This is a genomic window from Burkholderia crassaminum (assembly GCF_964265005.1).
Taxonomy (GTDB): domain Bacteria; phylum Pseudomonadota; class Gammaproteobacteria; order Burkholderiales; family Burkholderiaceae; genus Burkholderia.
Genome location: NZ_OZ183801.1, coordinates 1,061,119 through 1,085,865 on the forward strand (window position 1 = coordinate 1,061,119; position 24,747 = coordinate 1,085,865).

Below are 24,747 nucleotides of genomic sequence, written 5' to 3' on the forward strand. Positions count from 1 at the left end.
GAGCGCTCAATTTTGCGAGAAGCTCTGGAAAGGAGGTGATCCAGCCGCACCTTCCGATACGGCTACCTTGTTACGACTTCACCCCAGTCATGAATCCTACCGTGGTGACCGTCCTCCTTGCGGTTAGACTAGCCACTTCTGGTAAAACCCACTCCCATGGTGTGACGGGCGGTGTGTACAAGACCCGGGAACGTATTCACCGCGGCATGCTGATCCGCGATTACTAGCGATTCCAGCTTCATGCACTCGAGTTGCAGAGTGCAATCCGGACTACGATCGGTTTTCTGGGATTAGCTCCCCCTCGCGGGTTGGCAACCCTCTGTTCCGACCATTGTATGACGTGTGAAGCCCTACCCATAAGGGCCATGAGGACTTGACGTCATCCCCACCTTCCTCCGGTTTGTCACCGGCAGTCTCCTTAGAGTGCTCTTGCGTAGCAACTAAGGACAAGGGTTGCGCTCGTTGCGGGACTTAACCCAACATCTCACGACACGAGCTGACGACAGCCATGCAGCACCTGTGCGCCGGTTCTCTTTCGAGCACTCCCACCTCTCAGCAGGATTCCGACCATGTCAAGGGTAGGTAAGGTTTTTCGCGTTGCATCGAATTAATCCACATCATCCACCGCTTGTGCGGGTCCCCGTCAATTCCTTTGAGTTTTAATCTTGCGACCGTACTCCCCAGGCGGTCAACTTCACGCGTTAGCTACGTTACTAAGGAAATGAATCCCCAACAACTAGTTGACATCGTTTAGGGCGTGGACTACCAGGGTATCTAATCCTGTTTGCTCCCCACGCTTTCGTGCATGAGCGTCAGTATTGGCCCAGGGGGCTGCCTTCGCCATCGGTATTCCTCCACATCTCTACGCATTTCACTGCTACACGTGGAATTCTACCCCCCTCTGCCATACTCTAGCCTGCCAGTCACCAATGCAGTTCCCAGGTTGAGCCCGGGGATTTCACATCGGTCTTAGCAAACCGCCTGCGCACGCTTTACGCCCAGTAATTCCGATTAACGCTCGCACCCTACGTATTACCGCGGCTGCTGGCACGTAGTTAGCCGGTGCTTATTCTTCCGGTACCGTCATCCCCCGACCGTATTAGGGTCAAGGATTTCTTTCCGGACAAAAGTGCTTTACAACCCGAAGGCCTTCTTCACACACGCGGCATTGCTGGATCAGGCTTTCGCCCATTGTCCAAAATTCCCCACTGCTGCCTCCCGTAGGAGTCTGGGCCGTGTCTCAGTCCCAGTGTGGCTGGTCGTCCTCTCAGACCAGCTACTGATCGTCGCCTTGGTAGGCCTTTACCCCACCAACTAGCTAATCAGCCATCGGCCAACCCTATAGCGCGAGGCCCGAAGGTCCCCCGCTTTCATCCGTAGATCGTATGCGGTATTAATCCGGCTTTCGCCGGGCTATCCCCCACTACAGGACATGTTCCGATGTATTACTCACCCGTTCGCCACTCGCCACCAGGTGCAAGCACCCGTGCTGCCGTTCGACTTGCATGTGTAAGGCATGCCGCCAGCGTTCAATCTGAGCCAGGATCAAACTCTTCAGTTTAAACCTGTTACTGTTTTCGGTTCAGTTAAGAACCGGTCGCTCACTCAAAGCTGACAGGAATATGAATCACTTCATAAACCTGACTTACTTTAGTGTGAGACTCTTGATACTTTCGCTATCTGATCCGAGGATCAGCTCGCTGCCATCAAGCGCCCACACTTATCGGCTGTTAATTTTTAAAGAACATTTCTGCGAGGAACTTCGTGTTTCTCAGCAGCGCTGCGTTTTCAGCAGCAGAGAAGCGAGATTATGAACCGTGTTTCGCAGCTCGTCAACAACTTTTTTACACCATCGTTGCGACTGCGGGGCTCAACTTCCAGGCCAGTTGCGCGCTCCAGACTGCAGCACACCGCCAACCCTGCTTCCCTCTTCCGCGCTGCGTTTCCGTTAGCGCGAAAGAGGCGTGATTCTAAGCACCCGCCCCCATCTACGCAAGCCCCTTTGTGAAAATATTTTGAAAAAGCCCCCGTGCGCTCACACGCACGGGGGCTTCGGGCTCGACGGGCCGCGCATCGCAACGCAGGCGGCCATCCATTGATGTGACGTATGCCTCTCGTCCCCCTATATAGAAGGACGCGGAACGGGCAAGGAATCCGGTGCTGTCGAGTATCATGCCGCGACCGAACCACGCACTCATATCCACGATGGACAGCACCACTCAACCCGGCGACGCCGACCTTCGCGACGAATATGCAGCGCTGCGCGAGCGCGCCATCATCCTGGAAGAACAGGCTCCGCCGCTTCTGCAGCGCATCTCGGATGTATTGCCGCGAATCAGCGGCGAATCCGAACTGGCGGACGAACACCGCGAGCGACTCGTCGGCGCACGCAACGCGGCGATGGTCTCGATCGAAAACTATCAGCAGGCGATTCCCTTCCTGCAGACGGCCGACTCGATCATCGAGCAACTGGACAAGACGCCCGAGCGCGACGAAGACATCGAGTGGCGTGAATCGCTGCTGCAACGGCTCGACGAGCTGATCGACGTCGCAGTCGTGATGATCGACGACGCCGAAGGCTACTTCGAACAGGCGCAAGCCTGCGATCTGGCCAGCGTGCCGAAAGCCATCCTCGAGGATTGAGCAACGCCACCCGGGATCGCGTAGCGCACCGGCGTCATGTCGTGTGCGCCGGTCATTCCGCTGTTCGACGGCCGGCGATCGCAGCCTGACGCCTTCGTCGACACACCGGCCACCCCCTCCCGTAAAAGCTCACCTTTTCGCGACGCGCCTCACCCGGGCCGCGCGACACAACTACAGTGCGTCGAGAACGATCGTCTCGCTCACGATCGGCACGCGGATATATCCGCCCTCCGTATCGCCGTACGCGTGTGCATTCCCGTCGATGACGTATTGCGCCGTCAACGCGCAGAGGGTCGCGTCTCGCGCATCGACGGACTTCAGCGTCGACACGTCGATCGCCAGTCGCTCCAGCAACTGCCGGCGCTGGTTGCGTTTCTGCTTCGCCGACGCAACGGCCTTGCCCAGCATCGCGCAGGTGATCGCATAAGGATAGGTTTCGAAGCTCACTCGGCCGCCCGCATAGCGCGCGCCGGTCAGCAGCGGATAAGCGTCCGCGAGTGCGCGATAGACGCGCTCTCCCATGAACATCCAGTCGAAGAAGCCTGACGTGCTCGCGACCGCCTGCTCCCTCGACGGCGTCGGAAAGCATGAGATCCGTTCGCGCGCGAGCGCCTGTTCAGCCGCCCGGCGCCCGCTCCCCGACCACCACAGGCTCGGTGCGTCGACACCGACAGCCACGACGTCATGGGCGAGACACAGCGCAGGTACCGCCTCGGGTGCGATCCGCGCTTCGCGATAGACGACCGTGGGTCCGCGCAGGATCACGAGATCGCATTGCTTCTTTTCGCCACCCACGTCGACACCCGCCACGGCGGGCGATTGCCGCGTGGCGGATCCGACGGATCGGGCCGATCGCATGCGGGCGCCTCAGTCCGCCGGCCGTGCATCGTAGGCGGCGTCGAAGATCGCCTCGAGACCGGGATGCACGCCGCGCATCGGGTCGACGACCGACTTCGCCCAGTCGAAATACGCCTGCTTGCGCTCGAGCGGCCAGTCCGCGGGCGGATGCCGTGCGATGTCGCGCAGGTTGCAGATCTTGTCGGCCAGCTTCACGAGCTTCGCGCGCCGGCTGATGGTCGCCGCATGCTCGACCTGCAAGCGCTTGCGCTCCTCCTTCGGCAGCGACTTGTCGTCGGTGACTTCCATCACGATGTCCGCCACGTCCTTGCCGAACAGCCGCAGCAGTTCCTGCTCGGTCGTCTCGGTATCCTCGACCGTGTCGTGCAGCACGGCCGCGACGATCACCCGCTCGTCCTCGACGCCGGCCTCGTTGGCCAGCACGTCGGCGAGCGCGATCGGATGATTGATGTACGGCGACGCGTCTTCGTCCTTGCGCCGCTGATTGCGATGCTTGTCCGCCGCGAACGCGATGGCGGCTACCAGCTTTTTCATATTTCCCCCCTCGTATGGCCATACCCGCAACCGGCAGAACCGGCCGCGGGCATTTCGGAACCGCACATACTACCTGTACGCGATGACCGCGCCCGTGCGCCGGCATCCCGGCGCGCCCCGCGTCACGCGCTCACCGGTGCGCGCTGCAGCTCGACCACGTTGACCCGCGCGCCGAATACATCCCGCACGAGCGGCAGCAGGTGGTCGTGGTGCGTCAGGAACAGCACCTGGGTTCGCGTCGACAGATCGCGCAGCGCATCGAGGCCAGCCTTCGCGCGCGCGTCGTCGAAGTTGATGAACAGGTCGTCGGCCACGAACGGCAGCGCGGTCCGGCTGCCGAGCTGCAGCTCCAGCGCCGCGATCCGCAGCGCGAGAAACAACTGGTCACGTGTCCCTTCGCTCAATCCGGCAACCTCGACCGACGCTCCCTGCGTCCGCCGTGCATACAGCGCAGGCGGCGTCCGTTCGGTATCGACGGTCAGTCGCGCGAATTCACCCAGCGTGAGCCCGGCGAAGATTTCGCCCGCGCGCCTGAGCATCGGCCCTTGTTTCTGGTCGCGATAGCGATCCGTCGCCCACTTCAGCAACCGGCTCGCCGTGGCCGCCTCCAGGTATTGTTCGGCCGCGTCGCCCATCGCCGCCAGCGCTTCCTGCCGCTTCGACTCGGCAACGGCCGCGTTCGCCTGGCCGTCGATCGCGCCGAACGCCTGATCGGCCACGACCTGCTGCTGTGAAAGCTCGTTCAGCCGCTTGCCGACATCGCCCAGCGATTGCTTCACCGCTTCGAGGTGCGCCGGTACGTCGGCGATGTCCTGCTCCGCAACTTCGGCTTCGACGGCGGAGCGGGACAGGCCGTCGCCATCGCGCACCAGTGCCTCGTGCGCGGCATCGACCGCCTGCCGCAGCTGGCGCTGCCGATCCGAGCGTTCTGCCAGCGGCAGCGCTGCATCGATCGACACGACGCCGGCCAGTTGCAGCAGCGGCTGGACGCGTGCATCGGCACCGGCTACCGCGGCGGCGGCATCCGCGACCTTGCCGTCGGCCTGCCGCACGGCCTCGTCGGCACGACCGATGGCACGCGCGATTTCCCTGGCGGCGGCGAGACGCATCGTCAGCCGACGCGCGACGTCAGGCCAGTCGCCGCTCGTCAGCCATTCCGGCGCGAGCGCCGCGCCAAGCCGCCGTGCGCCCGCCTCGAGTGCGTCCAGTTCCGCGCGGATCGCGGCGATCCGGTTGCGCGGCGCGTCGGCATCGGCCAGCTCAGCCGTCACGGCGTTGGCGAGCCCGAGCGCACCTTCCGCCGCGGCCAACGTTGCTGCGCTCGTGGAAAGCTTTGCGTCGGCCAGCGCGTCGCGCCATTGCGCGTGCCACGTATCGTAGGCCGCCTGCGCGTGGCCGGCGCGAGATTGCGCCGTCGCGCATCCGCGTTCGGCTTCCCGCGCGCGCTCCTCGAGGCTGTCCTGCTGCGCGAGCGCTTTCTCGGCCGACTGTACGAAGGTCTCGGCGATCGCGACGAGCGCCGCCAGGCCGTCCGACTCGCCGCCTCGCGACACGGTACGCAGCGCCGCGCGCAACGCGGCTTCGGCACCGGCCCGCGCGGCACGAATCGTGTCGAATTCGCGACGCTGGCGGTCGAGATCGGTGTGCGCGGCAAACACCGTGTCGCGCTTCGCAAGCCAGTCGCCCATCGCCGCCAGCGGCATGCCGGGCACCGCGGCCGTCGTCGCGAGCGCGGCCCATGCGTCGCGATGCGCGGCGAGTTCACGCTCGCGCTCGTCCAGCGCGGCCTGCCTGCGCGTCACGCCCGCACGCGCGGATTCGACTTGCTGACGCAGCGACTGCAACGTCGCCGCCGCCTGCGTCGCGCCGAGCTGCGCATCGACGAGTTCGTCTGCCAGGCGAATCGCATCGTCGAGCGCAGGGGCGCCCGTGACGAGATCGACCGCGCCGCCGCGGATATCGCCCCACGCGCCATCGCGCCGCGCACGCGCCGCCAGCACGTCGGCGGTCGTGACGACCTTGTGGTTCTCCGCGAAGTGCTTCTCCTGCAGTTCGAGCCGCTCGAGCTCTTCGAGCGCGCCGTCCCGTGCGTCGCGTGCAGCGGCGGCCGCGCTCGCGCGTTCGCTGTCTTCCTTCAGCAGCGCGCCGAGCCGCGCCGCCGACGGCACGTCGAGCGCACGCAGCGTGTCGACCGGCATGCGCCATTGGCCGAGCGCATCGAGTGCGCCGGACAGCGTGCGTTCGGCGGCCGCGATTTCCTGTTCGAGCGTCTGCTCGCGCTGGCCGCTGTTGCGAAACCCCTGCGCATCGGCCAACGCCGCGCGTAACGCTTCCGGCACCTCGACGGTCAACAGGCGCGCCTGTTGTTCCTGCACCTGCGCGAGCTCGCGCGTGCGTTCGTCGAGCGATTCGCGCGCGCCAGCCAGCGCCTGGTGCAGCGCACCGTGTTCGCGCAACAGGTTGGCCACGGTCTTCAACGACAGCGCCGTCGGCAGCGACGCACGCAGCGACGCTTCGTCCGCCGGCCAGCCGAGCTGGGCGGCCGCTGCGAACGCGGCGGACAGGTGCCGCTCGACGTCCGCACCGAGCAGCAGCAGATCCTGCGCGTGATTCATGCACGTGCCGCGCAGCCGATCGAGCGCTTCGATGTCGGCTTCGAGTGCGAGCGTGTCAGCGTCGGCGTCGATCGCCTCGCGCGCCTGCCGCTTCGCGAGCAGGTCGGCACGCCGTTCCTCGAGCACCTTCTGTTCGGCCGCGAGATCGCCCTGCGCCTTCAACAGATCCGCATACGCGGTGGGCGGCAACTCGACGACCGTGCCCAGTTCCGTCAGCGCCGCGTCCTTGACCGTCAGCTCCTTGAGGTACGGCGCCAGCCGTCGCACGCGTTCGAGCTTCGAGCGCAGCGCTTCGAGCCGGCGCTGTTCCACGCGCGCCTGCTCGATCTGCTGTTCGACCGCTTCGCGCGCGTCCTTGCGTTCGACCCAGTCGCGCGTGCGCACCTGAACCGTCTTCAGTTCGGTCACGGCTTCGTTGAACGACGTTTCGGCGAGTGCAAACGCGCTGCCGCTGCGACGCGGCGCCCAGAGCTCGACCGAACGCGCATCGAGCTCCTCGCGCACCGGCCCGAGACTGCCGACACCGGCGGCCGATTCGAACAGCACCTGGCCGAGCTTGTCGGAGGCGTCGAGAATGCTCCGGCCGCCGTCCACCAGACGCCCGTGATCGAGCCCGAACATCTGCTCGAAGAATTCACGCGTGGCGCCGTCGAGAACGGCGGCCAGAAAGTCGTCGGGCAACTTGTCGTCGGCGGGCGTGCGCAGCGGGCTGCGCCCGCGCGCGCGATGGAACGCGAGTTCGCCCGTGCCGCTCCCCAGCACGCCGCCGATCCGCAGTTCCGGCGTGCTGTGCAGGAAATCGAGCGGCGTCTGCAGCTTCATCCCGAACAGCAGCTCCGACACCGCCGTGCGGATCGTCGACTTGCCGGCCTCGTTCGGCCCCACGATCACATGGAAATCCTCGCCGGCCGACGGGAAACGCAGCGTCTCGTCGGTGAACTTGCCGTACTTGATCAAATCGAGCTGGTTGATCCGCATCGCTTACTCCCCCCTCGCCAGCCGCGCCAGCAACGCGGGCCCGACCTGCTCGACGAGTGCCGTGAGCTCGCCCGCGCGCGCCATCGTCAACAACGGCACCTCTTCCTTCACGTCACTGCGCACCTTGCCGACGAACGGCTTCAGGTCACGTTCGAGCAGCTCGAGGAAATCCGGATCGCGCGCGGCGTCGGCCAGGATCTGCTTCAGGTCCTCGAGCGCTTCGAGTTGCTCGCTTTCGCCCGGCTGATGATCGGCCGCGGACGTCGCGAGCCGGACCTTCTCGAGCCACAGCCGCTCGTTGCCGATGATGCCGATCTGGTTCAGCACCTCCGCGCGCAACTGCGGCGCGCGGCCGAAAAAGAGGCCATGCGCGGGCGTACGCCCCGTGACCGTCACGCGCACCGCGCGCGGCACATGGCCGTCGACGGTCAGCAGCGCTTCCAGCGACTGGCCGATCTTTCTCGACAGGTCGGCGACGGTCAGGCAATCGGACGCGTCGACCGACACGGCTTCCCAGCGCAGCACGTCGAGATACAGACGCTCGACCTGCGTGCGGCCCTGCTCGACCGTCACGAGCACCGCGCCGCGGCGGCCGGTCTCGCGGATATGGCGCCCCTGCAGGTTGCCGGGAAACACCACCGTGGACGGCCCCGACCATTGCTGGAATTCGTGCACGTGGCCGAGCGCCCAGTAGTCATAGCCTTTCGCATGGAGTTCGGCCAGCGTGCACGGCGCATAGTTCGCGTGCGCCGCATAACCTTCGAGCGCCGTGTGCAGCACGCCGATGTTGTAGTAACCGGGCACCGGGTTCGGATAGCCGATCGCGAGATTGTCGACGACGGCCTTGTCCTTGAAGCTCTGCCCGTGCAGCGCGACGTCGAATTCAGGCAGCTTGTGGGTTTCCGCCTTGCGGTGGCCGAACACGGTGACGTTGTCGGGCAGCGTCAGTTTCTTCGTCATCTCGCTTTCGGCATCGTGGTTGCCTCCCAGCACGAACGCACGGATGCCGGCCTTGCGCAGGCGCCCCATCTGCTGGCCAAAGAAGATGCCCGTGTTGTGGTCCTTCCAGTCGCCGTCGTACAGGTCGCCGGCAATCACGAGGAACGCGACTTCCTCTTCGATCGCACGATCCACGAGTTGCCGCAGCGCCTCGCGCGACGCGTTGCGCAACTGCGCGGCGGGCGCGTCGGGATACGCGCTCAGGCCGTGCAGCGGGCTGTCAAGGTGTATGTCTGCCGCGTGGATGAACTTCACGAAGATTCCTCTGTTTCATGACGATAAAGCCTGCGATCCCCGTGCGATGCCGCCAGCCAGGCCGTCAGTCGCAATCCTGGTAGCCGCCGAGTTCGCCGCAATGGATACAGCGAAACATATACGCGGTCGGTGAGCCATCCTTGTCGAGTGCGGCAAGGAAACGCTCCCACTCGGCGCCCTCGTCGAGTCCGGTCGATTCCCGAATCGACGCGACCGCCTGCGGGCCGAGTGCGCTCAGTTCTCCGGCACCCGCACGGCCGATGAACTGCGCGCCATCGCCGCAATGCGTCCACCATCGTTCCTGCTGCCAGCCCTGGAAGCCCGGCGTGCGACAAGCGATTTCGTCGACGACCGCGTCGGGCACTTCGTCCCATTCGCCGCCGCCGATGCCGTCCGTGTCGGTAAAGTCTGCCGCGAGCCGCGCGTGCGCCGAACCGTCGGCGATGCACCACGGACAGATGCATTGCTCGTACTCGTCGACCGCATACACGGGGCCGGCGTACACGTAACCGCGTGCCTCGCCGCAACACACGCAGCGCGCGGCCGAGCGGATCACGCTGCCCGTTGCCAGCGGGTCGGGATGGTACCTGAAAGCGGGTAGCGACATGAGGTTCTCCGTCTGACCGGAACGTGGGGAAGCACGCGATGCGAATTCGAACGGCCATTGTGCCGCAGCCCGGCCGCGTTACTGCGGAACCTCAGCCTCGACAAACGTGCCGTTCACGAAACGATAGACGCGATGCGTGGCACCGCCGCGAGAGAGATATTCCCACCGGATGTCGATGCCGACCGGGTCATCGCGCCACGCAATCGCCAGGTAGGGCGATTGCGCGCCATCATGGGTGTCGAGCGAAACGGAGTCGATGCAGCTCTGAACCGGCAGCAAAAGACGCGGCACCGCACGGGTGCCGTGCAGTTCCAGCACGTACAGCGCCCCCTCTTCGCCCGCGCCGCAATATCCGGTCGGACGGATGTTTGACGAGCGGTTGACGACGACCAGCAGATAGTCGTTGCCGTCGATCCGCTTCGTACGATCCGACGGGAACGCAACGCTCGATGCATCGCGCAATGCGTGGCGAAGCGCGGCCGGCACGATCAGTGCCGATTTCCTGTGGCGGGCTGCATCGACCTCGAACAACCCCGGGCGCGTCCACTCGATCTCGTGACCTTTGGCGAGCCGCACCGATTCGGGCGCCGGCGTTTCGGCGAAGGCAACGGCGGCATTCGAGGCCAGCAGCGCCAGCGCCACGAGCTTCAGCGCCATCAGTGATTTCGTCGGGCTGATCCGTGTCCGCATGAATCGCGCAGGATTGTCGTGAAGTCCATCGTATGCGCCGGCATGCCGTTCGGGCAGCCCCGATTCAGGATCGCCCCGCGTGGATCGTTCGCTGCAACGCACGCGGCCGATCCACGACGCAACGTCACTCGCCGCGCGGTACCGGCGGCGGGGCATAGCCGTTGTCATTGCCGGGGAACGGATTCGCGTTGCGGCGCAGCGCTTCCTCTTCGTTCTCCTTCTGCGCGAACAGCGCGACGCCGATCACGCCGACGTTCGCGGCATCGCCGTACTTCGAGTTCGCGACATAGCTGTCGGGCACCGCCGCGAAGCGGAACGCGGCGACTTCGTCGCGGCTCTTGCGGAAGCCCTCGATCGTCAGCGTGCGGCCCGGATACAGCACGTAACCGCCATTCGTATAGCTGCCCGGCCGCCCCGACAGCACGTCGAGCCCGTCGACGGTCGAGATGACTTCGAACGTACGGCGCCCCTGGTTGCGCAGCACGATCATGTAGCGCGAACCTTCGACGCCCGCCATGTGCCAGCGGCCGTCACTGCGCGCGAGACGCAGCGGCGCACCCTTTTCGTCCGTAAACGACAGCGCGATGTCGCCGTTGGCGAGCGCGACGCGGGTCGGCAACCGGCGAACCTGGGATGCGGACGGATGTCCGGGCAATGCATCGTTGTAGTAGACCGACGCGAGATCCGTCGGCTTCGCCGGATCCGCGCGTTCGAATTCGACCTGGCGGGTTTCGGATCGCACCGACTCGCCCCACGCGGTGCCGAGCCCGCGGCGTTCGCTGGCGTCCGGCGCGGCGGCGGACGCGCCGGTGCTGGCAGACGGCGGAGGCGGCGCTGCGCAGGCGGCCAGCCAGAGCGCGCAGGCGAGCGCGAGAAGACGGAACAGGATGGTCATGACGTGATGCCTCGGAATGTTATCGGGCCGCGCCGGACAGGCCGGAACGGCGTTTTGGTGTCGTCTGTCGTCACGATGTCGATCGGACATGCTTGCCCGTATCGGCCGGCGCCGCGATCCCGGCGGCCCGGCAACCGGGAGCCCCGCTATTTAAGCATGGCCGGCGGGCAATGGGCAGGGGGCGCACACGCCGCTTGTTGCGGTCGCGTGCCGGCGGGTATCAGGCAAGGCGCCCGTGCGCGTCGCGTCACCGGATCGGTGGCAAACGTCGACGCATCCCTGTATCGAGGATGTGATGAACGGCGCGCCGTGCGCGCCAATAGAAAAGCCCGGCCCGCATCGAAGCGGGCCGGGCCTTGTCGGGAAGCGTGACGCTTACAGCGCGCCGCCTTGCGCGGACGCCGAACCCTTCACACCGACCGATGCGCCGCCCTGCACCGAGTTCGTCGCGCCTTCGAGCGCCTCACCGGCCTTCGCCTTCGCGCCGCCGGCGACGTCGCCCGCCGTCGACACCGCGCCTTGCGCGTGGCTCTTCGCCGTGCCTGCGACGTGCTTCACGTGCGATTTCGTCGAGTGGGCGGCCGATGCGGCCGCATCCTTCGCCGTGCCCGCTGCCGAACCGACCGCATGCGTCGCACCGCCAACCGCGTTGCCGGCCGCCGCACCCACGCCGCCGACCGTCTTGCCGACGCCGTTCAGCGCGCCGCCAACGACGTTGCCCGAACCTGCCGCATTCGCGCCGGCACCGCCCTGCACACCCACGCCGCCGCCGAGCAGCGGCGTCTGAACTTGCGCGCCGACACCTGCGGAACCCTGGGCACCGGTTTGTGCCGTCTGTGCAAACGCAGCCGAAGTCGCCATCGCCGTCAGTGCAGCACCCACCAGGATCGTACGAATCTTGTTCATGGTCATTCTCCCCAAAGACGTTGTTGCTGCGGGCCGCCTTCATGCGGCTTGTCGCATGCCTTGCCGCGACGTGCGGCAGGTGGAGCTAATGTAGCGGCGCGAACGCGCAAAACGATTGATTTGCGGGGACTGTTACTTCGGTTGCAAATGCTGACGATTGACTCACACAGTTTGACAATCGGGGGCTTGCAACGGGATCGGGACGGGGTGGTCCGGCAGACGGGGCGGACGTCGAGGTGTGCCGCGCGGAGCATTCCGCGACGGCGACGCGGCCGATCGCCACGGATCGGGAAACCAGGCAAGCGAAATGGCTGGAAGCGGCTAGCAGGGAAACCGACCGCTTCTATAAGCATTCCAAAGGACGTTGTTAGGCCAGCTGTCGATACCGCGTGACAACCGGCTTCTCGCGATCAGCTCGATATCGTCGGACACGCACGCTGCAACTGCGGCGTTCCCCGATGCACCGAACGCGAGCCTGAACGCCTTTTCCCTCAGCGCGTCCACGGCCGGCCGCTCGAGCGCTGCGCCCGGATCTCCGTCGAATTCGTCGAACGACGCCATCCACTGCGCATCGAACGGCTCGGCATCGCGACTGTCCAGCGCGCGGTCGCAATCCAGGTCTCCGAGAAAATCGAAAAATCCCGGCACCGACAGGATGGCGTCCATTTCAAGCAGATATGCGTGCGTCATTGCGGCTCCTTCGCGATGCACGGCCCCGACCGCCCGTTGGCAAATACGGGCACATCGGGGCCGCGTGCGTACCGCCCGATTATGGCCGGAACGTATCGCCGAGCACGACGCCTTCACGCCGCGGATCGGTGCCGCCCTGCAACGCAGGCGACTGGCCGACCGTCACGCGCATCACTGTGTTGACGCCGCTTGCCTGCGCGGACGTCGACACCTTGTGCCCGAGCGCGAGCAGCCCCGTGATCAGCGGATCGTTCGCGCCGTTGTTCGCCGTGTTGACGTTCGGATGCTCGCCGCCGATCGTGGTCGTCGGGCTGTTGCTCGCGCCGAAGTCGACAAGCCCTGCGGACTGCTGCGCGTCGAGCCCCCAGTCGAGCGCGCCGACGAGCGTCTTGACCACGTATTGCGGAATCGTGCCGCCGCCCGGCGAGCCGGTGGCCATCACGAAGTCACCGCGCGAGCCGTCCGCGGCCTGACCGAACACGATCGTCGGCGCCATCGAGCTGCGCGGCCGCTTGCCCGGCTGCAGGCGGTTGGCCACCGGATTGCCCGAACTGTCGACCGGGTTCGCGGAAAAATCGGTCAACTGGTTGTTCAGCAGGAAGCCGTTGGTCATGTGGAACGAGCCCATGCTCGACTCGACCGTGGTCGTCGCGCTCAGCACGTTGCCGTCGCCGTCGACGATCGTGAACTGGTTCGTGCCGTGCTCGATCAGCGTCGTGTCGACCCCGAGCGGCACCGCGCCGAGATTGCCGGGCTGCGCGGTCCCCATGCTCTTGGTCGGGTCGATCAGCGCCGCGCGCGATTTCAGGTACGGCTTGTTCAGCAGCGTGTTCCACGTGCCGCCCGGCAGCGGCACGAAATCCGTATCGGCCACGTATTTGTCGCGGTCGGCATACGCGAGCCGCTCGGCCTCGGTGACGAGGTGCACGCCCGCGACGGTCGGCTTGCCGCCTTCCAGATCGATCGCCGTCGGCTTCAGCGACTTCAGGTCGTAGTTCTCGAGAATGCCGAGCGCCGACGCAACCGCGATGCCGCCCGACGACGGCGGCGGCATCCCGCACACCCAGTAGCTGCGATAGGTCGTGCACACGGGTTCGCGGCGCTTCGCCTGGTACGCGGCCAGATCCGCGACGGTCGTCTTGCCCGGCGTGAGCGTCGAGCCATCGGCGCCCTTCGTCGTCGCGATCTTTGCGACGATGTCCTGCGCGATCTGCCCCGTGTACAGCGCGTTCGCACCCGACTGCGACATCAGCGTCAGCGTGCGCGCATACGCCGGATTCTTCAGGACCGTGCCGAGCGTCTTCGGTGAACCGTCGGCGTTCAGGAAATACGCGGCGGCCTCGGGGTCGCGCTTCAGGTTCGCGGCGTTCGCCGCGATCGCGTCGGCAAGGCGGCCGCCGATCGGGAAGCCGTTGGTCGCGAGCGTGATCGCATCGCCGAACAGGTTCTGCCACGGCAGCCGGCCGTGATCCTGCTGCAGCGCCTCGATGAGCCTCGGTACACCGATCGTGCCGATCGAGCGGCCGCTCGCACGTGCATTCGGCAGCGGCGCGGACTGGTCGGTCGCGTCATCGACGTAGCGCAGGTAGTTCTCCGTCGCAGCGGCCGGCGCGGTTTCCCGGCCGTCATACGCCTGCAGCGTCTTGCCGCGCGCATCGTAGTAGAGCAGCACCCCGCCCGAGCCGAGGCCCGTCGCTTCGGGCACGGTCAGGCCGAGCACGGCCTGCACGGCGACCGCCGCGTCGGCGGCCGTGCCGCCCTTCTTCAGCACCGCGCAACCGGCCGCGCTCGCGTAGGCGTTCGACGTGGCCACCAGATACGTTTTCGCGTAGACGGGCTTCATCCCGGTGCGATAACCGGACGACGCTTCCGGCAGCGACGGATCGCCCGGCTGGTTCGACCCGACCACGACAGTCGAGCCGCTGTTGTCGATTGCGAGACAGCTCGTGTCGGCCGCGGGTGTCGTCGTGGCGCCTGCGTCGGTTTCGATGTCGTTGCCGCCGCAAGCCGTCATCATGGCGGCCGCGAGCAACGCGGATGCATACGGGAAAATCGCTGTTCTGTTCATTGTCTGCCGATGTTCTTGTAGGTCGTTGCGATGGACATCGCGCTGCCTGCGACCCCCTCGGTGCGCCGGCAACGCGTTCGATAGTCCCATGAACAAAATTTTTTCCGCAATAAGGAAATGACGTAATGCGGCCGGACGTTGCATGCGCAACGTCACCGCGGCACGCACGTGGGTTCGCGTGCTGCACTGCACTGCATCGCAGTGCGATGCGATGCGCTCGCGCGGCCGCTGTCGTTATCTTGCAGCCCGACGGCGCTTGCCGGCTGTCCGGCCGTCGCGCGCGAAACCGTCCTCCATCGCTTCGATCGCCTCGGAGAAGAACTCGAGGAACATCGTCATGGCGACGGTCGCGCTCATGTCCGCCCGTTGGTAGATGCAGCTGAACGAGCGCGCGCCCGCATCGGCTAGCGGCGTCCACGCGAGCCGGCCGGCGGCCACGTCGTCCGCGACGTTCTCGGCGATCAGGAAGCCGACACCCGCGCCTTCGGCCGCGAGGCGCCGCACCATCGGCACCGAACCCGTCTCGACCAGCGGCCGCACGTTGCGCGGTTGTCGCGCATCGATCTGGTCGAACATCGCGCGCAGCTCCGTGTCGGGCGTCATCAGGATCAGCGGATGCGCGAAGCAGTCGCGCACCCGCACCTTGCCGCCGGACACCGCGAGCGGATGGCCGGGCGCCGTGACGACGCCCAGCGGCTGGGCGAACGCCCGCACCTCGACGACGCCCGCCGACGTGCGCCGGCGCAGCGCATAGCCGATGTCGGCCTCGCCCGTCTCGACCCAACGCACGATGCTCTCGCCATTTCCCGAGCGCACGCTGTACGTGACGCCCGGATAGCGCTGCATCGCGGCGAGGATCGCGTCGGGCACGAGCCTTTCCGCGGTCGATGCGGGCACCGCCAGGTTCACGTGGCCGCGGCGCAGCGCGCGCAGATCCTCGACCTGCGTGAGCGCATTGTCGAAGTCGCGCTGGCCGCGGCGCACGGCCGCGATCACGATCTCGCCGGCAAGCGTCAGCTGCATGCCGCGCGGCAACCGGTCGAACAGCGGCACGCCGACCTGCTCCTCGAGATTGCGGATCTGCTGGTGCACTGCTGCGGCGGTCAGGTGCAGCGCGTCGGCCGCCTTGCGAATCGAGCCGCGTCGCGCGACTTCGTCGAAACAGCGGAATGTCTGCGATATCGAACGCATGAAGGATCCGTTAGATTTTTCCGAACAGGCCGTCAAGAATAATCCGATTTTACTGACTGCCCGGATCGTCTAGATTCCGCTGCATCCCCGTATCCGATTCGAATGGAGACCGCAGTGACAACCGTCGACCAGATTACCCAGCGCCGCCGTGGCGTCGGCCTCATCGCCCACGATCCCGCACTCTCCGCGGGCGGCTATACGCTCATCGCGCCGCAGACGGCCGACGGCAACGTCTATCTCGTCGGCATCGACGGTGAAGTCGCCCATCAGTGGAAGATGCCCGTGCGCCCTGGCCGACACGCGGTCATCCTCGCGAACGGCAACCTCGGCTACAACGGCAATCATCCGCAATCCGAATCGCGCTATGCGCCGTGGTCGATGTGGCACGGCGGCGACTTCTACGAAGTCACGCCGCAAGGCGAAACCGTGTGGCGCTACGAGGATCCCGCACACCACCACGATGCGCAGTGGCTGCCGAACGGCAACCTGCTCTACGCCGCATGCGAACCGGTCGACGCGGCATTTGCGCAGCGCGTGCCGGGCGGCACGCCGCACGGTGACGACGAAGTGATGTACGCGGACGTGATCCGCGAAGTGAACCGGGCCGGGCAGATCGTGTGGGAATGGCATGCGCGCGAACATCTGCGGCCCGAGGATTTCCCGATCGCCGCCGGCTTCGGGCGGTATCACTGGCCACTCGTCAACGGCCTCGCGGTCGACGCGAACGGCCGCGTGCTGATGAGCCTGCGCACAACGTCCGGCATCATCGGCGTGAACCGCGAAACCGGCCGCGTCGACCTGCGGATCGGGCCCGACGTCGTGTCGCACCAGCATGCGCCGGTGCCGCTCGCAAACGGCAACATCCTCGCGTTCGACAACGGCAATTTCCGCCACGGCGCGCACGTCGTGTTCTCGCGGGTCGTCGAGATCGACCCTGCGACGCAGCGCGTCGTGTGGTCGTATGCGGACGACGTCGTGAACCTGTTCTACACGCCGTTCATGGGCAACGCGCAGCGCTTGCCGAACGGCAACACGCACGTCACCGAATCGTCGACGGGCCGGCTGTTCGAAGTGACGCCCGCCGGCGAGGTCGTCTGGGAATACGTGATTCCGTGGTTCGCCGAATACCCGGACGAAGCCGCGCGCAAGACCGGCCCGGGCCAGCTCAACAGCGTGTTCCAGACGTTCCGATACAGCGCCGCGCAACTGCCCTGGCTGCGGGCCTGACCTTGCCGTTCACCGCCGGTTTCCGGCGCTCGTCGCCGTTCGCTTCCGAGGGGCCTGCCGTGTCGCACGATCCGATCCCAACGCCCGTCGACGCACGGCTGCCCGCGTGGCAGCTCGCGCTGTTCGGGCTGCAGCACGTGCTGTCGATGGCCGCGTCCCCGATCACGGCCGTGTTCCTGATCGCAAAAGTGCTCACGCTGCCAGCGGACCTCACGGTCCAGCTGATCGGCGCGACGTTCTTCGCCTGCGGGATCGGCACGCTGCTGCAATCGCTCGGCGCCGGCCCGATCGGCGCGCGCATGCCGTTCGTGATGGTGCCCGGCGGCGCACCGACGATGCTGTTCGCCGGCATCGCCGCGCAATCGGGCCTGCCGACTGCAGCCGGCGCGGCGCTGCTCGCCAGCGCGTTCTACTGGGTGCTGCTGCCCGTCTTCACGCGCTGCCTGCGGCTTTTCCCGCGCATCGTCGTCGGCGCGATGCTGCTGCTCGTGTCGGTCAACCTGATCCGGATCTACGCGACGATCGTCGTCGGCCAGCCCGGTTCGGCCGACTTCGCACAACCGCGCGCACTTGGTCTCGCGCTAGCGACGATCGTCGCCACGGTGGTCGTCGCGGGGGCGTTCCGCGGCACGCTCGGGCGTCTCGCGGTGCTGATAGGCCTGATGGCCGGCGCGATGCTCGGCTGGGCGCTCGATGCGATGCCCGCGCTCGCCGACGTGTGGCGCGGCCCGCTGTTCACGCATCCGGTATGGCTGCCGTTCGGAATGCCGCGCTTCGACGTGCTGGCCGCGCTGCCGCTGCTGATCTTCACCGCGATCTCGATGGCCGAGGCCACCGCGCAAACGGTCGCCGTCGGCGAAACGTGCGGCAAGCCGATCTCGCTGCGGCGCGACGTGCCGAAGACGATACGCGGCGATGCGCTGGCATCGCTCGTCGGCGCGCTGTTCGGCACGCCGCTGATCGTGACCAGCGCCGAGAATATCGGCGTCGTGCAAACGACCGGCGTGCGCTCGCGCTACGTGACGGCTGCGGCCGGCGCGATCCTGATCGTCATCGCGCTGTTCGCGCCGCTCGCGCGGCTTGCGTATGCGATTCCGGCCGCCGTGGTCGGCGGCACGGCGCTGGTCGTGTTCGCGATGATCGGCGTGATGGGCATCCGGCTGCTCGCCGGCGTCGACTTGCATACGCGCGCCAACCAGTACACGCTCGCGGCCGCGCTCGTCGTCGGCCTTGCACCGATCCTCGTGCCGAACCTGTATCGACATTTCGGCGCGCCCGTGCAGATCGTGCTCGGCAACGGCATGGCGGCCGGCACGCTCGCGGCCATCGCGACGCAACTGGCGTTCGCTGCATTTGCGCGGATTAGCGGGCAGGCAAGCGCGGCAGTGGTGGCGGCTTCTTCGCCTTCGCGCGACGGTTGATGGTGGTGTCTGGTGACGGTGCCGCGTGGCCGCGATATTGTGCTCCGCGCGGCCGGTTCGTTTGCGATTGCCGGCCTGACGCTCGGTCTCCTCACGCGACGCGCCGAGTTCATGTCGGTCAGCCACGGGTGGTTCAGGATTCGGATCCCGAAGCAATTGAACGGTGTGCCAGACGCGCTCCGTTTCTTCAAAACACTGCTGCTCGCGTGGTTGACGATGCACAACAACGGCATCGGCGACGCGCGTACCGCGCACTGACGCGTCGGTTGCGTCGGGCTGGCCCGCTGGCCATCTGACCGATTGCCTGAGCCACCGCGTTCCGGCTATAAATCGGGCATGGACACGAATCGCTGGATTCACGACCCCGTCGGCGCCTTCCGGGCGTGGCAGGAAACCGCCGCGACCGGCGCCGATCGCCGGCCGTTCGCGCCGCGCTCGGTCGTGCAGCACGTCGCGATGTTCGAACGGTTCCTGCGCCATCTGATCGCACACCGCGTGACGCTGGCCACGTTCGGGCCCGACCACGTCGCGGCCTTCCTGGCGGAACTCGAGCGCACCTGTGCGCCCGGCACGTCGACCCGCGTGCGCTACGCGAAGCTGATCGACCGGCTGGGCCGGCATCTGGTCGAAGCCGGCATCCGCACGATCCATCCGTCCGGCCGGACGACGCGCGATCTCGCATGGCCGGATGGCGAGCCCGAGCCGTGCTACCTGCCGCCCGATGCCGACGCGGCACTGCAACGCCATGTGCAGCCTCGACCGGGCGACACGCCGGCCGACTGCCGGAATCGCGCGATCGTCGCGCTGCTGCTCGCGAGCGGCATCACGTCGGCGGAGATACGCGCGACGACGCACGACGCGCCCGAACTCGACGCGCGGCCGCCTGCGCTATCCGTGCCGCGGGATCGGGCACGACCGGCGCGCCGGATCGCGCTCGCCGAATTTGCACTGGCGCCGCTCGCCGCATGGCGCGCGCGCTCGGCAGACGCACCACCATCCGCGTTGCTGTTTCCCGCGCCGCGCGGCGGGGGCGCGATGAACGACATGTTCCTGCTGCTCGTGGTGCGCGACGCGCTGACCGCGATCGGCTTCCACGCGGCGGACATGAGCCCGCGCGTGCTGCGCAATACGGTTGCGCGCCGCCAGTTGCTTGCCGGCCACGCGCATGCCGACGTCAGTGCGATGCTCGGTCTCGTCAGTACGCGAACGGTCACGCGCATCCGGCAGACGCTGCCGCCCGATGCGGCCGCGGATCGCGCCGCCCACGAGCGCTGATCCCGCGTCAGGCTCGGGCCTCGTGCTGCCCGGTTCCCTATTCGCCCGGCTTCGACTGGACCAGCCGCAGAATCCGGGTGTCGTACGGTGATTGCATGACTTCGGCGATACGAGCCTCGGAAGCAGCCGGATGCAGCGGATTCAGCAGGAAGTTGTGCGCGTGTGGCACGACGACGCTCGGCACGCGCAGCAGCGCGCTCGGCTGCGTGTGCAGCCACTCGGTACCGGCGCTGCGGGTCCAGTCGACGTTGGTTCGCCAGTCGTCCGGCGCGTCGCTCTCCACGATTTCGGCGATATCGACCGAATCGGCCACCTCGACGCGAAGCAACTGGTATCCGCTCGGCAACTGCGCGACCGTGGCGATTTCGAAATGAACGAGCGTCTCGAGCAACGCGAGCGCCGGATGCTCGGCGAGATACACGACGGGCTGCCCGGCGAAATGCCAGCGCCCGCCGGCGCGCAACCCGCCGATGCCTTTCAGGTCGGCGAAATTGCTGATCCGCCACAGCGTCGTCAAGCGAAGTACCCCTCGTCGATCTGCGTGAGGACTTCCTCGACGAGCCGTGCGCCATGCTCGGTGCTCGCCATGTCGAGCGACGTGCGGCCGCCGAAGCGCTGCAGCCCGTTGCGCAGCCACGCCATCGCCTTGTCCTGGTCGCCGAACGTGGCCGTCGCCTGTGCGACGATGCGCGCGAGACGGATCGCCTTGTCGGATTCCTCCGGCGACAGGCGTTCGTGCGCCTGGCGACGGTGGCTCAGCGTGCGGCGCGGAATGATGAAGGCCAGTTCGTCCGATTTCAGCCCGCGCTCGGACAGCCGGTCGATCACTGAGACGTCGACGCGCGCGCTCGCCAGCTCGGCCAGATCGGCCCCCGATCGGACGCGGATCGCCAGCAGTTGTTCGAGAATCGTGAATTCGGCCTGACGCGGATGCGCGACGCCCGAAGGATGAAAAGCAATGGTGCTCATGATGCCTCCCGGCAATTTGCCCAATCATTATAGGCGTTTTGCCGAAACTTGCGGGAGACTGCGGGAAAGGGAGGGAGAGCGAGCCTGTGGCAAGCGTCGGAGCGTCTGCGAAGGCGGGAACGAACGTGACCCGCCCGCCTGGAGGCAAGTTGCCCGAGTCGCGAATCGAAGATTCGCCTGGGTGATGGGATGCACTTTTTCAGTATATAAAGTCCGGAAATGCGTCGTGCGGTTGTCACGTAACAACCTTTTTACTGATTCCATTTGCTCCCATTTTGCCGGTTCATTCTTCTGCAAAAAGGCGAGAGGTTCGCCTAGGACAGGGAGATATTCGTCAAGCGCGGCCCCGTCACTCAGAACGCCGCTTCTGGCAAATCACCGGTTGTCGCGACGGAAACGCATTGCCGTGCCCTCGCATCGGATGCGTTCCCATATCGCACGTTTCTCGTCGCCGCTCATGAACACCCGGTGCGACGCCTCGTCGGCCGTTCGGCCACATCCGTTGCAGACATCGTCGAACGGTGTCGAGCACACGCCGACACAGGGGCTATCGGGTACGTCGTGAAGCGTGGAAGCCATTGGAGCGCCCGTATCGATTGAAAATCCGGCAGCGCAACGAATCACGCTCCCATACACGGGTACCTTTTCGCCGGTAACGCGGCCGGTGCCGCACCGCCGCCCCGTCCCGCTTGCTTCAAGGACGCCGCCAGCCGCCCCCAAATCACCGTGATGTCCACACCATAAGCCGAGCCGGTCTTCTCGCAGTTGCCGATTTGTCGTGAAGGATGTTCTTCGACACCCCGGCGATCTGACGCGTGGTGTTGCACAACAGCGCCTTCCGCACCACGTTCACCGGCGAGCGTCGAAAGCGTGTGCAAACATCCGGGCCCGCTTGCCGATCGCCGAGACGGTTTTCGCCCTCGTGTATCGGCTAATGCCGTGCGTCACGGTAAGCGTGCCGTACGCATCCGCCCTCTTCGCATGCGTGCGCTGCTCCGGGATCACTTCGCGAGCAGCCAGGCATTCAGCAACGGCGCGGGGCCGGTCATCTTGATGATGGCGTTGTCGCCGGCCGTCGCGCCGTTCGCCTGGATCAGCGTTCGATCGTGCGATCTACCATATACGATCGCACTCCTGACTAAATTGGAACACTTGGCTAACGTTGTGCGCACGATCTCGTCTCGGTTCCCGCGATCGTGCGCCATACCGCGAACAATCAGCCCGCCCACGCGGACGACCGGATCACGCTGCAGAAATTGCCGGCGTGGAAATGCGGATCCTTGTCTCCGAGCACGTCGGCCTTCACGTTGCCGAACGTCGTGTCAGGCTTGTGTTTGATCCCGTCGTAGAACGCCTGGATGATGTCTTCCTTGAAGTGCGGCGTACGCGGATGCGCGCGCACGACGGCCTCGCGCTCGACGTCGCTGTATTCCGGATACGTCAGGCCCAGCACGTCCATCTCGACGCCTGCGGTAACGAGCGCGATCACCGGATGCATGTGCTGCGGGATACCGGGCGTGGTATGCAGTGCGATCGAAGTCCATACGACATCGATATCCTGCTGCGAGATGCCCTTGCCCTTCAGGAAATCGCGGGCGGCGTTGGCACCGTCCACTTCGAACCGCTCGCATGCGCTGCTGTGTTGGTGCGTGAGCCCCATGTCATGAAACATGCAGCCGCAGTAGAGCAGCTCGGGGTCGTATTTGAGCCCGCGCCGCTGGCCCGCGAGCGCCGCGAAATAGAAGACGCGGCTGGAATGATGAAACAGTAACGGCGACGCGGTATCGCGAACGAGCTCGGTGATCTCGCGCGTCAGTTGGCTGTCGGGAATGGTGATGCCTGCAACGTTCTCAGTCATGATCGACCTCCATTGGAAACACCCTTGATTCTCCGGAGCCCGATAGCTGGCTTCAATAGACGCACTACGTCAAATCCTGCCATTTTGCGCGACGGACGGACACCATGCCCGCTGCATCGCTTGCACCTCTATACTGCTCCCCGTCACGTTCGACACAACACGCAATCGATCATGCCGAAGGTCGTGGGAATTTTCGCCGTTCCGGGCGTTCAACTGCTCGATGTCTCCGCACCGCTCGACGTCTTCGCGCAAGCGAACGCCGAATGCGGGAAGCCGTTCTATACGTTGCGGATCATTGCGAGCGAGTCCGGCCCGATCCGCAGTTCGTCCGGCGCGCAGTTGCTGCCCGACTGGATCGTTCCCGACATTCCCGAGCGCCTCGACACGCTGCTGGTCGCCGGCGCGCCGAGCGCCGGCCGGATCGCACTGCGCACCGACGTCCTCGCGTGGCTGCGAGCGGCGGCCGTGCAGAGCAAGCGCTACGGCTCGATCTGCACCGGCGCGTTCATCCTTGCGGCCACCGGCCTGCTGAAAGGGCGTCACCTGACCACGCACTGGGCTGCCGCCGACGCGCTTGCCGATGCCTATCCGTCGCTCGACGTCGACGCGGACGCGCTGTACGTGCGCGACGGCAAGCTGCGCACCGGCGCCGGCGTCACGGCCGGGCTCGATCTCGCGCTCGCGCTGGTCGAGGAAGATCTCGGCCGCGAAATCGCGCGGCGCGTCGCCGCGCAACTGGTCATGTTCTTCAAGCGCCCGGGCGGGCAACTCCAGTTCAGCCGCAAGGGCGAAGCGCGCCCCGCCGGGCGTTCGGTGTTGCAGGAGGTCCAGCGCTGGATCGCGGCGAATCCGGAACTCGAGCACTCGGTGGCGGAGATGGCGAAGCATGCAGGCATGAGCCCGCGCCACTTCGCACGGCTGTTCCGCGCGGAAGTCGGCATGACGCCGGCCGCCTGGGTCGAGGCGACCCGCATTTCGGCGGCCCGCCAGTTGCTCGAGAACGGCCACGACACGCCGAAGCAGGTCGCCGCGAAATGCGGCTTCGCGAATGTCGATACGCTCAGGCGGTCGTTCACCCGGCACGTCGGAATCACGCCCGCCGAATACCGGAAACGGCAGGCAGTCCTGGCCGAGTGACGCGGGCAGTACACACGCGATACGACACGATCGATATCGACGGCCCTGCTCGCATACTTCGGAATGCGATTTATTTGATCGTCGTGCGGCCACCGGCCGATCGACGACGTCGCCCCACTGGAAGCCTCGTCCGAAGTCCTGATCGAGCACGGGGCCGGCCCGCAATCATCAGACGAAAACACGCACCTGCTCAGATCGTTTACCCAGTTGCAATAATTATTCGCTGGAACGCGTATTTCCGACCGGTAACGCGATCGCTACGATGCAATCAACCGCTGAACGCAACAAGCGAAGCGCGAAATCAATGAAACCGGAGGTCATCATGAAGTCGTTCATCTACGCTGTCGTCGCCGCAACCGCCCTGTCCGCCTCGTACGGCGCATTCGCACAATCGAACCCGTCGGGCCAGTTGACGCGTGCCCAGGTGCGCGCGGAACTCGTCCAGCTCGAACAGGCCGGCTACAAGCCCGAAGTCTCCGACCAGTATTACCCGCGCGCGCTGCAAACCGCACAGACCCGCGTGACGAACGCCGATGAAACCGGCTACGGCGCGCAAGCCGCCGCCGGCGTACGCGCCGGCCGCGCGATCGCTGTCAGGCAGGACGGCCGCGACTCCGTGTATTTCGGCCAGTAAGCGCCCGTCACGCGCTCGCGTATTCCGATACGCGAGCGGCACCCACGACACCCCGCTCCCGTTCATCGGGGCGGGGTGTCGCTTTTCGATCATCCGCTCCGGGAACGGATCGCGCCCTTCGCCTGACGCTGTCTTGCGAACAGCTTGCCGTGCCGTGTCGTTCACGCAGGCAGCCGGTGTTTGCGCATAGAATGGCCGCGTGGTCGGTGCCGGCCGAAACGAACGCGAGCGGAACCACGACGCCCGGCTTGCCCGATCGTCGCCGCGCCGCAGGCCGGCCCCGATGCCGCACTCATC

At 66.1% G+C, this 24,747-nt stretch carries 24 protein-coding genes and 1 rRNA gene; 7 read left to right on the plus strand and 18 right to left on the minus strand.

Annotated elements, in window-relative coordinates; genetic code table 11:
- Window positions 1-28 precede the first annotated feature (28 nt).
- A 16S ribosomal RNA gene (locus ACPTTF_RS37880) occupies window positions 29-1,561 on the minus strand.
- 644 nt (window positions 1,562-2,205) lie between these two features.
- Between ACPTTF_RS37880 and ACPTTF_RS37885 the strand changes: the two genes are divergently transcribed.
- Window positions 2,206-2,643, plus strand: a complete 438-nt coding sequence (locus ACPTTF_RS37885) for an ATPase (protein WP_164462949.1) — start codon at window positions 2,206-2,208, stop codon at window positions 2,641-2,643.
- Window positions 2,644-2,814: 171 nt separating this feature from the next.
- Here ACPTTF_RS37885 and ACPTTF_RS37890 read toward each other — a convergent pair whose 3' ends face one another.
- The 11 genes from ACPTTF_RS37890 to ACPTTF_RS37940 form a co-directional block, all read right to left on the minus strand.
- On the minus strand, window positions 2,815-3,501 hold the full coding sequence (locus ACPTTF_RS37890; RefSeq protein ID WP_423372575.1) for a DUF429 domain-containing protein: 687 nt from the start codon (window positions 3,499-3,501) through the stop codon (window positions 2,815-2,817).
- 9 nt (window positions 3,502-3,510) lie between these two features.
- A complete protein-coding gene (locus ACPTTF_RS37895) occupies window positions 3,511-4,035 on the minus strand; it encodes an HD domain-containing protein (RefSeq protein ID WP_166966399.1) in 525 nt (174 codons plus the stop codon).
- A 122-nt stretch (window positions 4,036-4,157) separates the two neighbouring features.
- Window positions 4,158-7,628, minus strand: coding sequence for an AAA family ATPase (locus ACPTTF_RS37900; RefSeq protein WP_423372576.1), 3,471 nt, complete (start codon window positions 7,626-7,628; stop codon window positions 4,158-4,160).
- Window positions 7,629-7,631: 3 nt separating this feature from the next.
- A complete protein-coding gene (locus tag ACPTTF_RS37905) occupies window positions 7,632-8,882 on the minus strand; it encodes a metallophosphoesterase family protein (protein WP_423372577.1) in 1,251 nt (416 codons plus the stop codon).
- A 64-nt stretch (window positions 8,883-8,946) separates the two neighbouring features.
- A complete protein-coding gene (locus ACPTTF_RS37910; RefSeq protein WP_423372578.1) occupies window positions 8,947-9,489 on the minus strand; it encodes a CbrC family protein in 543 nt (180 codons plus the stop codon).
- A gap of 78 nt (window positions 9,490-9,567) precedes the next feature.
- Window positions 9,568-10,146, minus strand: a complete 579-nt coding sequence (locus ACPTTF_RS37915; RefSeq protein ID WP_423372579.1) for a hypothetical protein — start codon at window positions 10,144-10,146, stop codon at window positions 9,568-9,570.
- Between the two features lie 157 nt (window positions 10,147-10,303).
- The gene (locus tag ACPTTF_RS37920) at window positions 10,304-11,074 is read right to left on the minus strand and encodes a hypothetical protein (RefSeq protein WP_423372580.1); all 771 of its coding nucleotides are present in this window, start codon (window positions 11,072-11,074) and stop codon (window positions 10,304-10,306) included.
- A gap of 375 nt (window positions 11,075-11,449) precedes the next feature.
- A complete protein-coding gene (locus ACPTTF_RS37925; protein ID WP_423372581.1) occupies window positions 11,450-11,980 on the minus strand; it encodes a hypothetical protein in 531 nt (176 codons plus the stop codon).
- A gap of 321 nt (window positions 11,981-12,301) precedes the next feature.
- Complete coding sequence (locus ACPTTF_RS37930; RefSeq protein WP_423372582.1) at window positions 12,302-12,670, minus strand: hypothetical protein; 369 nt, start codon at window positions 12,668-12,670, stop codon at window positions 12,302-12,304.
- Window positions 12,671-12,749: 79 nt separating this feature from the next.
- Entirely contained in the window at window positions 12,750-14,738 is a 1,989-nt protein-coding gene (locus ACPTTF_RS37935; RefSeq protein WP_423372583.1) for a gamma-glutamyltransferase family protein, read from the minus strand.
- Window positions 14,739-14,972: 234 nt separating this feature from the next.
- Window positions 14,973-15,929 carry a LysR family transcriptional regulator gene (locus ACPTTF_RS37940; protein WP_423372584.1) on the minus strand — a complete coding sequence of 319 codons (957 nt, stop codon included), beginning with the start codon at window positions 15,927-15,929 and terminating at the stop codon, window positions 14,973-14,975.
- 102 nt (window positions 15,930-16,031) lie between these two features.
- On the opposite strand from ACPTTF_RS37940, the gene ACPTTF_RS37945 reads away from it, so the two are divergent.
- The 4 genes from ACPTTF_RS37945 to ACPTTF_RS37960 all read left to right on the plus strand — a co-directional run bounded on the left by ACPTTF_RS37945 (window position 16,032) and on the right by ACPTTF_RS37960 (window position 19,852).
- Window positions 16,032-17,156 (plus strand): aryl-sulfate sulfotransferase, encoded by a 1,125-nt coding sequence (locus tag ACPTTF_RS37945; RefSeq protein ID WP_423372585.1) that lies wholly within the window; start codon window positions 16,032-16,034, stop codon window positions 17,154-17,156.
- 59 nt (window positions 17,157-17,215) lie between these two features.
- Window positions 17,216-18,577: a uracil-xanthine permease family protein gene (locus tag ACPTTF_RS37950; RefSeq protein ID WP_423372586.1), complete on the plus strand. Its 1,362-nt coding sequence runs from the start codon at window positions 17,216-17,218 to the stop codon at window positions 18,575-18,577.
- A 12-nt stretch (window positions 18,578-18,589) separates the two neighbouring features.
- Window positions 18,590-18,835 (plus strand): DUF2165 family protein, encoded by a 246-nt coding sequence (locus tag ACPTTF_RS37955; protein ID WP_423372587.1) that lies wholly within the window; start codon window positions 18,590-18,592, stop codon window positions 18,833-18,835.
- Between the two features lie 78 nt (window positions 18,836-18,913).
- Complete coding sequence (locus ACPTTF_RS37960; RefSeq protein WP_423372588.1) at window positions 18,914-19,852, plus strand: site-specific integrase; 939 nt, start codon at window positions 18,914-18,916, stop codon at window positions 19,850-19,852.
- A 37-nt stretch (window positions 19,853-19,889) separates the two neighbouring features.
- Here ACPTTF_RS37960 and ACPTTF_RS37965 read toward each other — a convergent pair whose 3' ends face one another.
- The 6 genes from ACPTTF_RS37965 to ACPTTF_RS37990 form a co-directional block, all read right to left on the minus strand.
- Entirely contained in the window at window positions 19,890-20,369 is a 480-nt protein-coding gene (locus ACPTTF_RS37965) for an RES family NAD+ phosphorylase (RefSeq protein ID WP_423372589.1), read from the minus strand.
- On the minus strand, window positions 20,366-20,821 hold the full coding sequence (parS, locus tag ACPTTF_RS37970; RefSeq protein ID WP_031403156.1) for a type II RES/Xre toxin-antitoxin system antitoxin: 456 nt from the start codon (window positions 20,819-20,821) through the stop codon (window positions 20,366-20,368). The genes ACPTTF_RS37965 and parS overlap by 4 nt, the downstream gene beginning before the upstream one ends.
- Window positions 20,822-21,196: 375 nt before the next feature.
- Complete coding sequence (locus ACPTTF_RS37975; RefSeq protein WP_423372590.1) at window positions 21,197-21,400, minus strand: DUF1289 domain-containing protein; 204 nt, start codon at window positions 21,398-21,400, stop codon at window positions 21,197-21,199.
- Between the two features lie 270 nt (window positions 21,401-21,670).
- On the minus strand, window positions 21,671-21,826 hold the full coding sequence (locus ACPTTF_RS37980) for a catalase (RefSeq protein ID WP_423372591.1): 156 nt from the start codon (window positions 21,824-21,826) through the stop codon (window positions 21,671-21,673).
- Window positions 21,823-22,050, minus strand: coding sequence for a hypothetical protein (locus ACPTTF_RS37985; protein ID WP_423372635.1), 228 nt, complete (start codon window positions 22,048-22,050; stop codon window positions 21,823-21,825). The genes ACPTTF_RS37980 and ACPTTF_RS37985 overlap by 4 nt, the downstream gene beginning before the upstream one ends.
- On the minus strand, window positions 22,038-22,679 hold the full coding sequence (locus ACPTTF_RS37990) for an HD domain-containing protein (protein ID WP_423372592.1): 642 nt from the start codon (window positions 22,677-22,679) through the stop codon (window positions 22,038-22,040). The genes ACPTTF_RS37985 and ACPTTF_RS37990 overlap by 13 nt, the downstream gene beginning before the upstream one ends.
- Before the next feature lie 171 nt (window positions 22,680-22,850).
- Between ACPTTF_RS37990 and ACPTTF_RS37995 the strand changes: the two genes are divergently transcribed.
- Together ACPTTF_RS37995 and ACPTTF_RS38000 are read left to right on the plus strand one after the other, a co-directional pair.
- Complete coding sequence (locus tag ACPTTF_RS37995; RefSeq protein WP_423372593.1) at window positions 22,851-23,816, plus strand: GlxA family transcriptional regulator; 966 nt, start codon at window positions 22,851-22,853, stop codon at window positions 23,814-23,816.
- A 322-nt stretch (window positions 23,817-24,138) separates the two neighbouring features.
- Window positions 24,139-24,450 carry a DUF4148 domain-containing protein gene (locus ACPTTF_RS38000; RefSeq protein WP_423372594.1) on the plus strand — a complete coding sequence of 104 codons (312 nt, stop codon included), beginning with the start codon at window positions 24,139-24,141 and terminating at the stop codon, window positions 24,448-24,450.
- The last annotated feature ends 297 nt before the right edge of the window (window positions 24,451-24,747 follow it).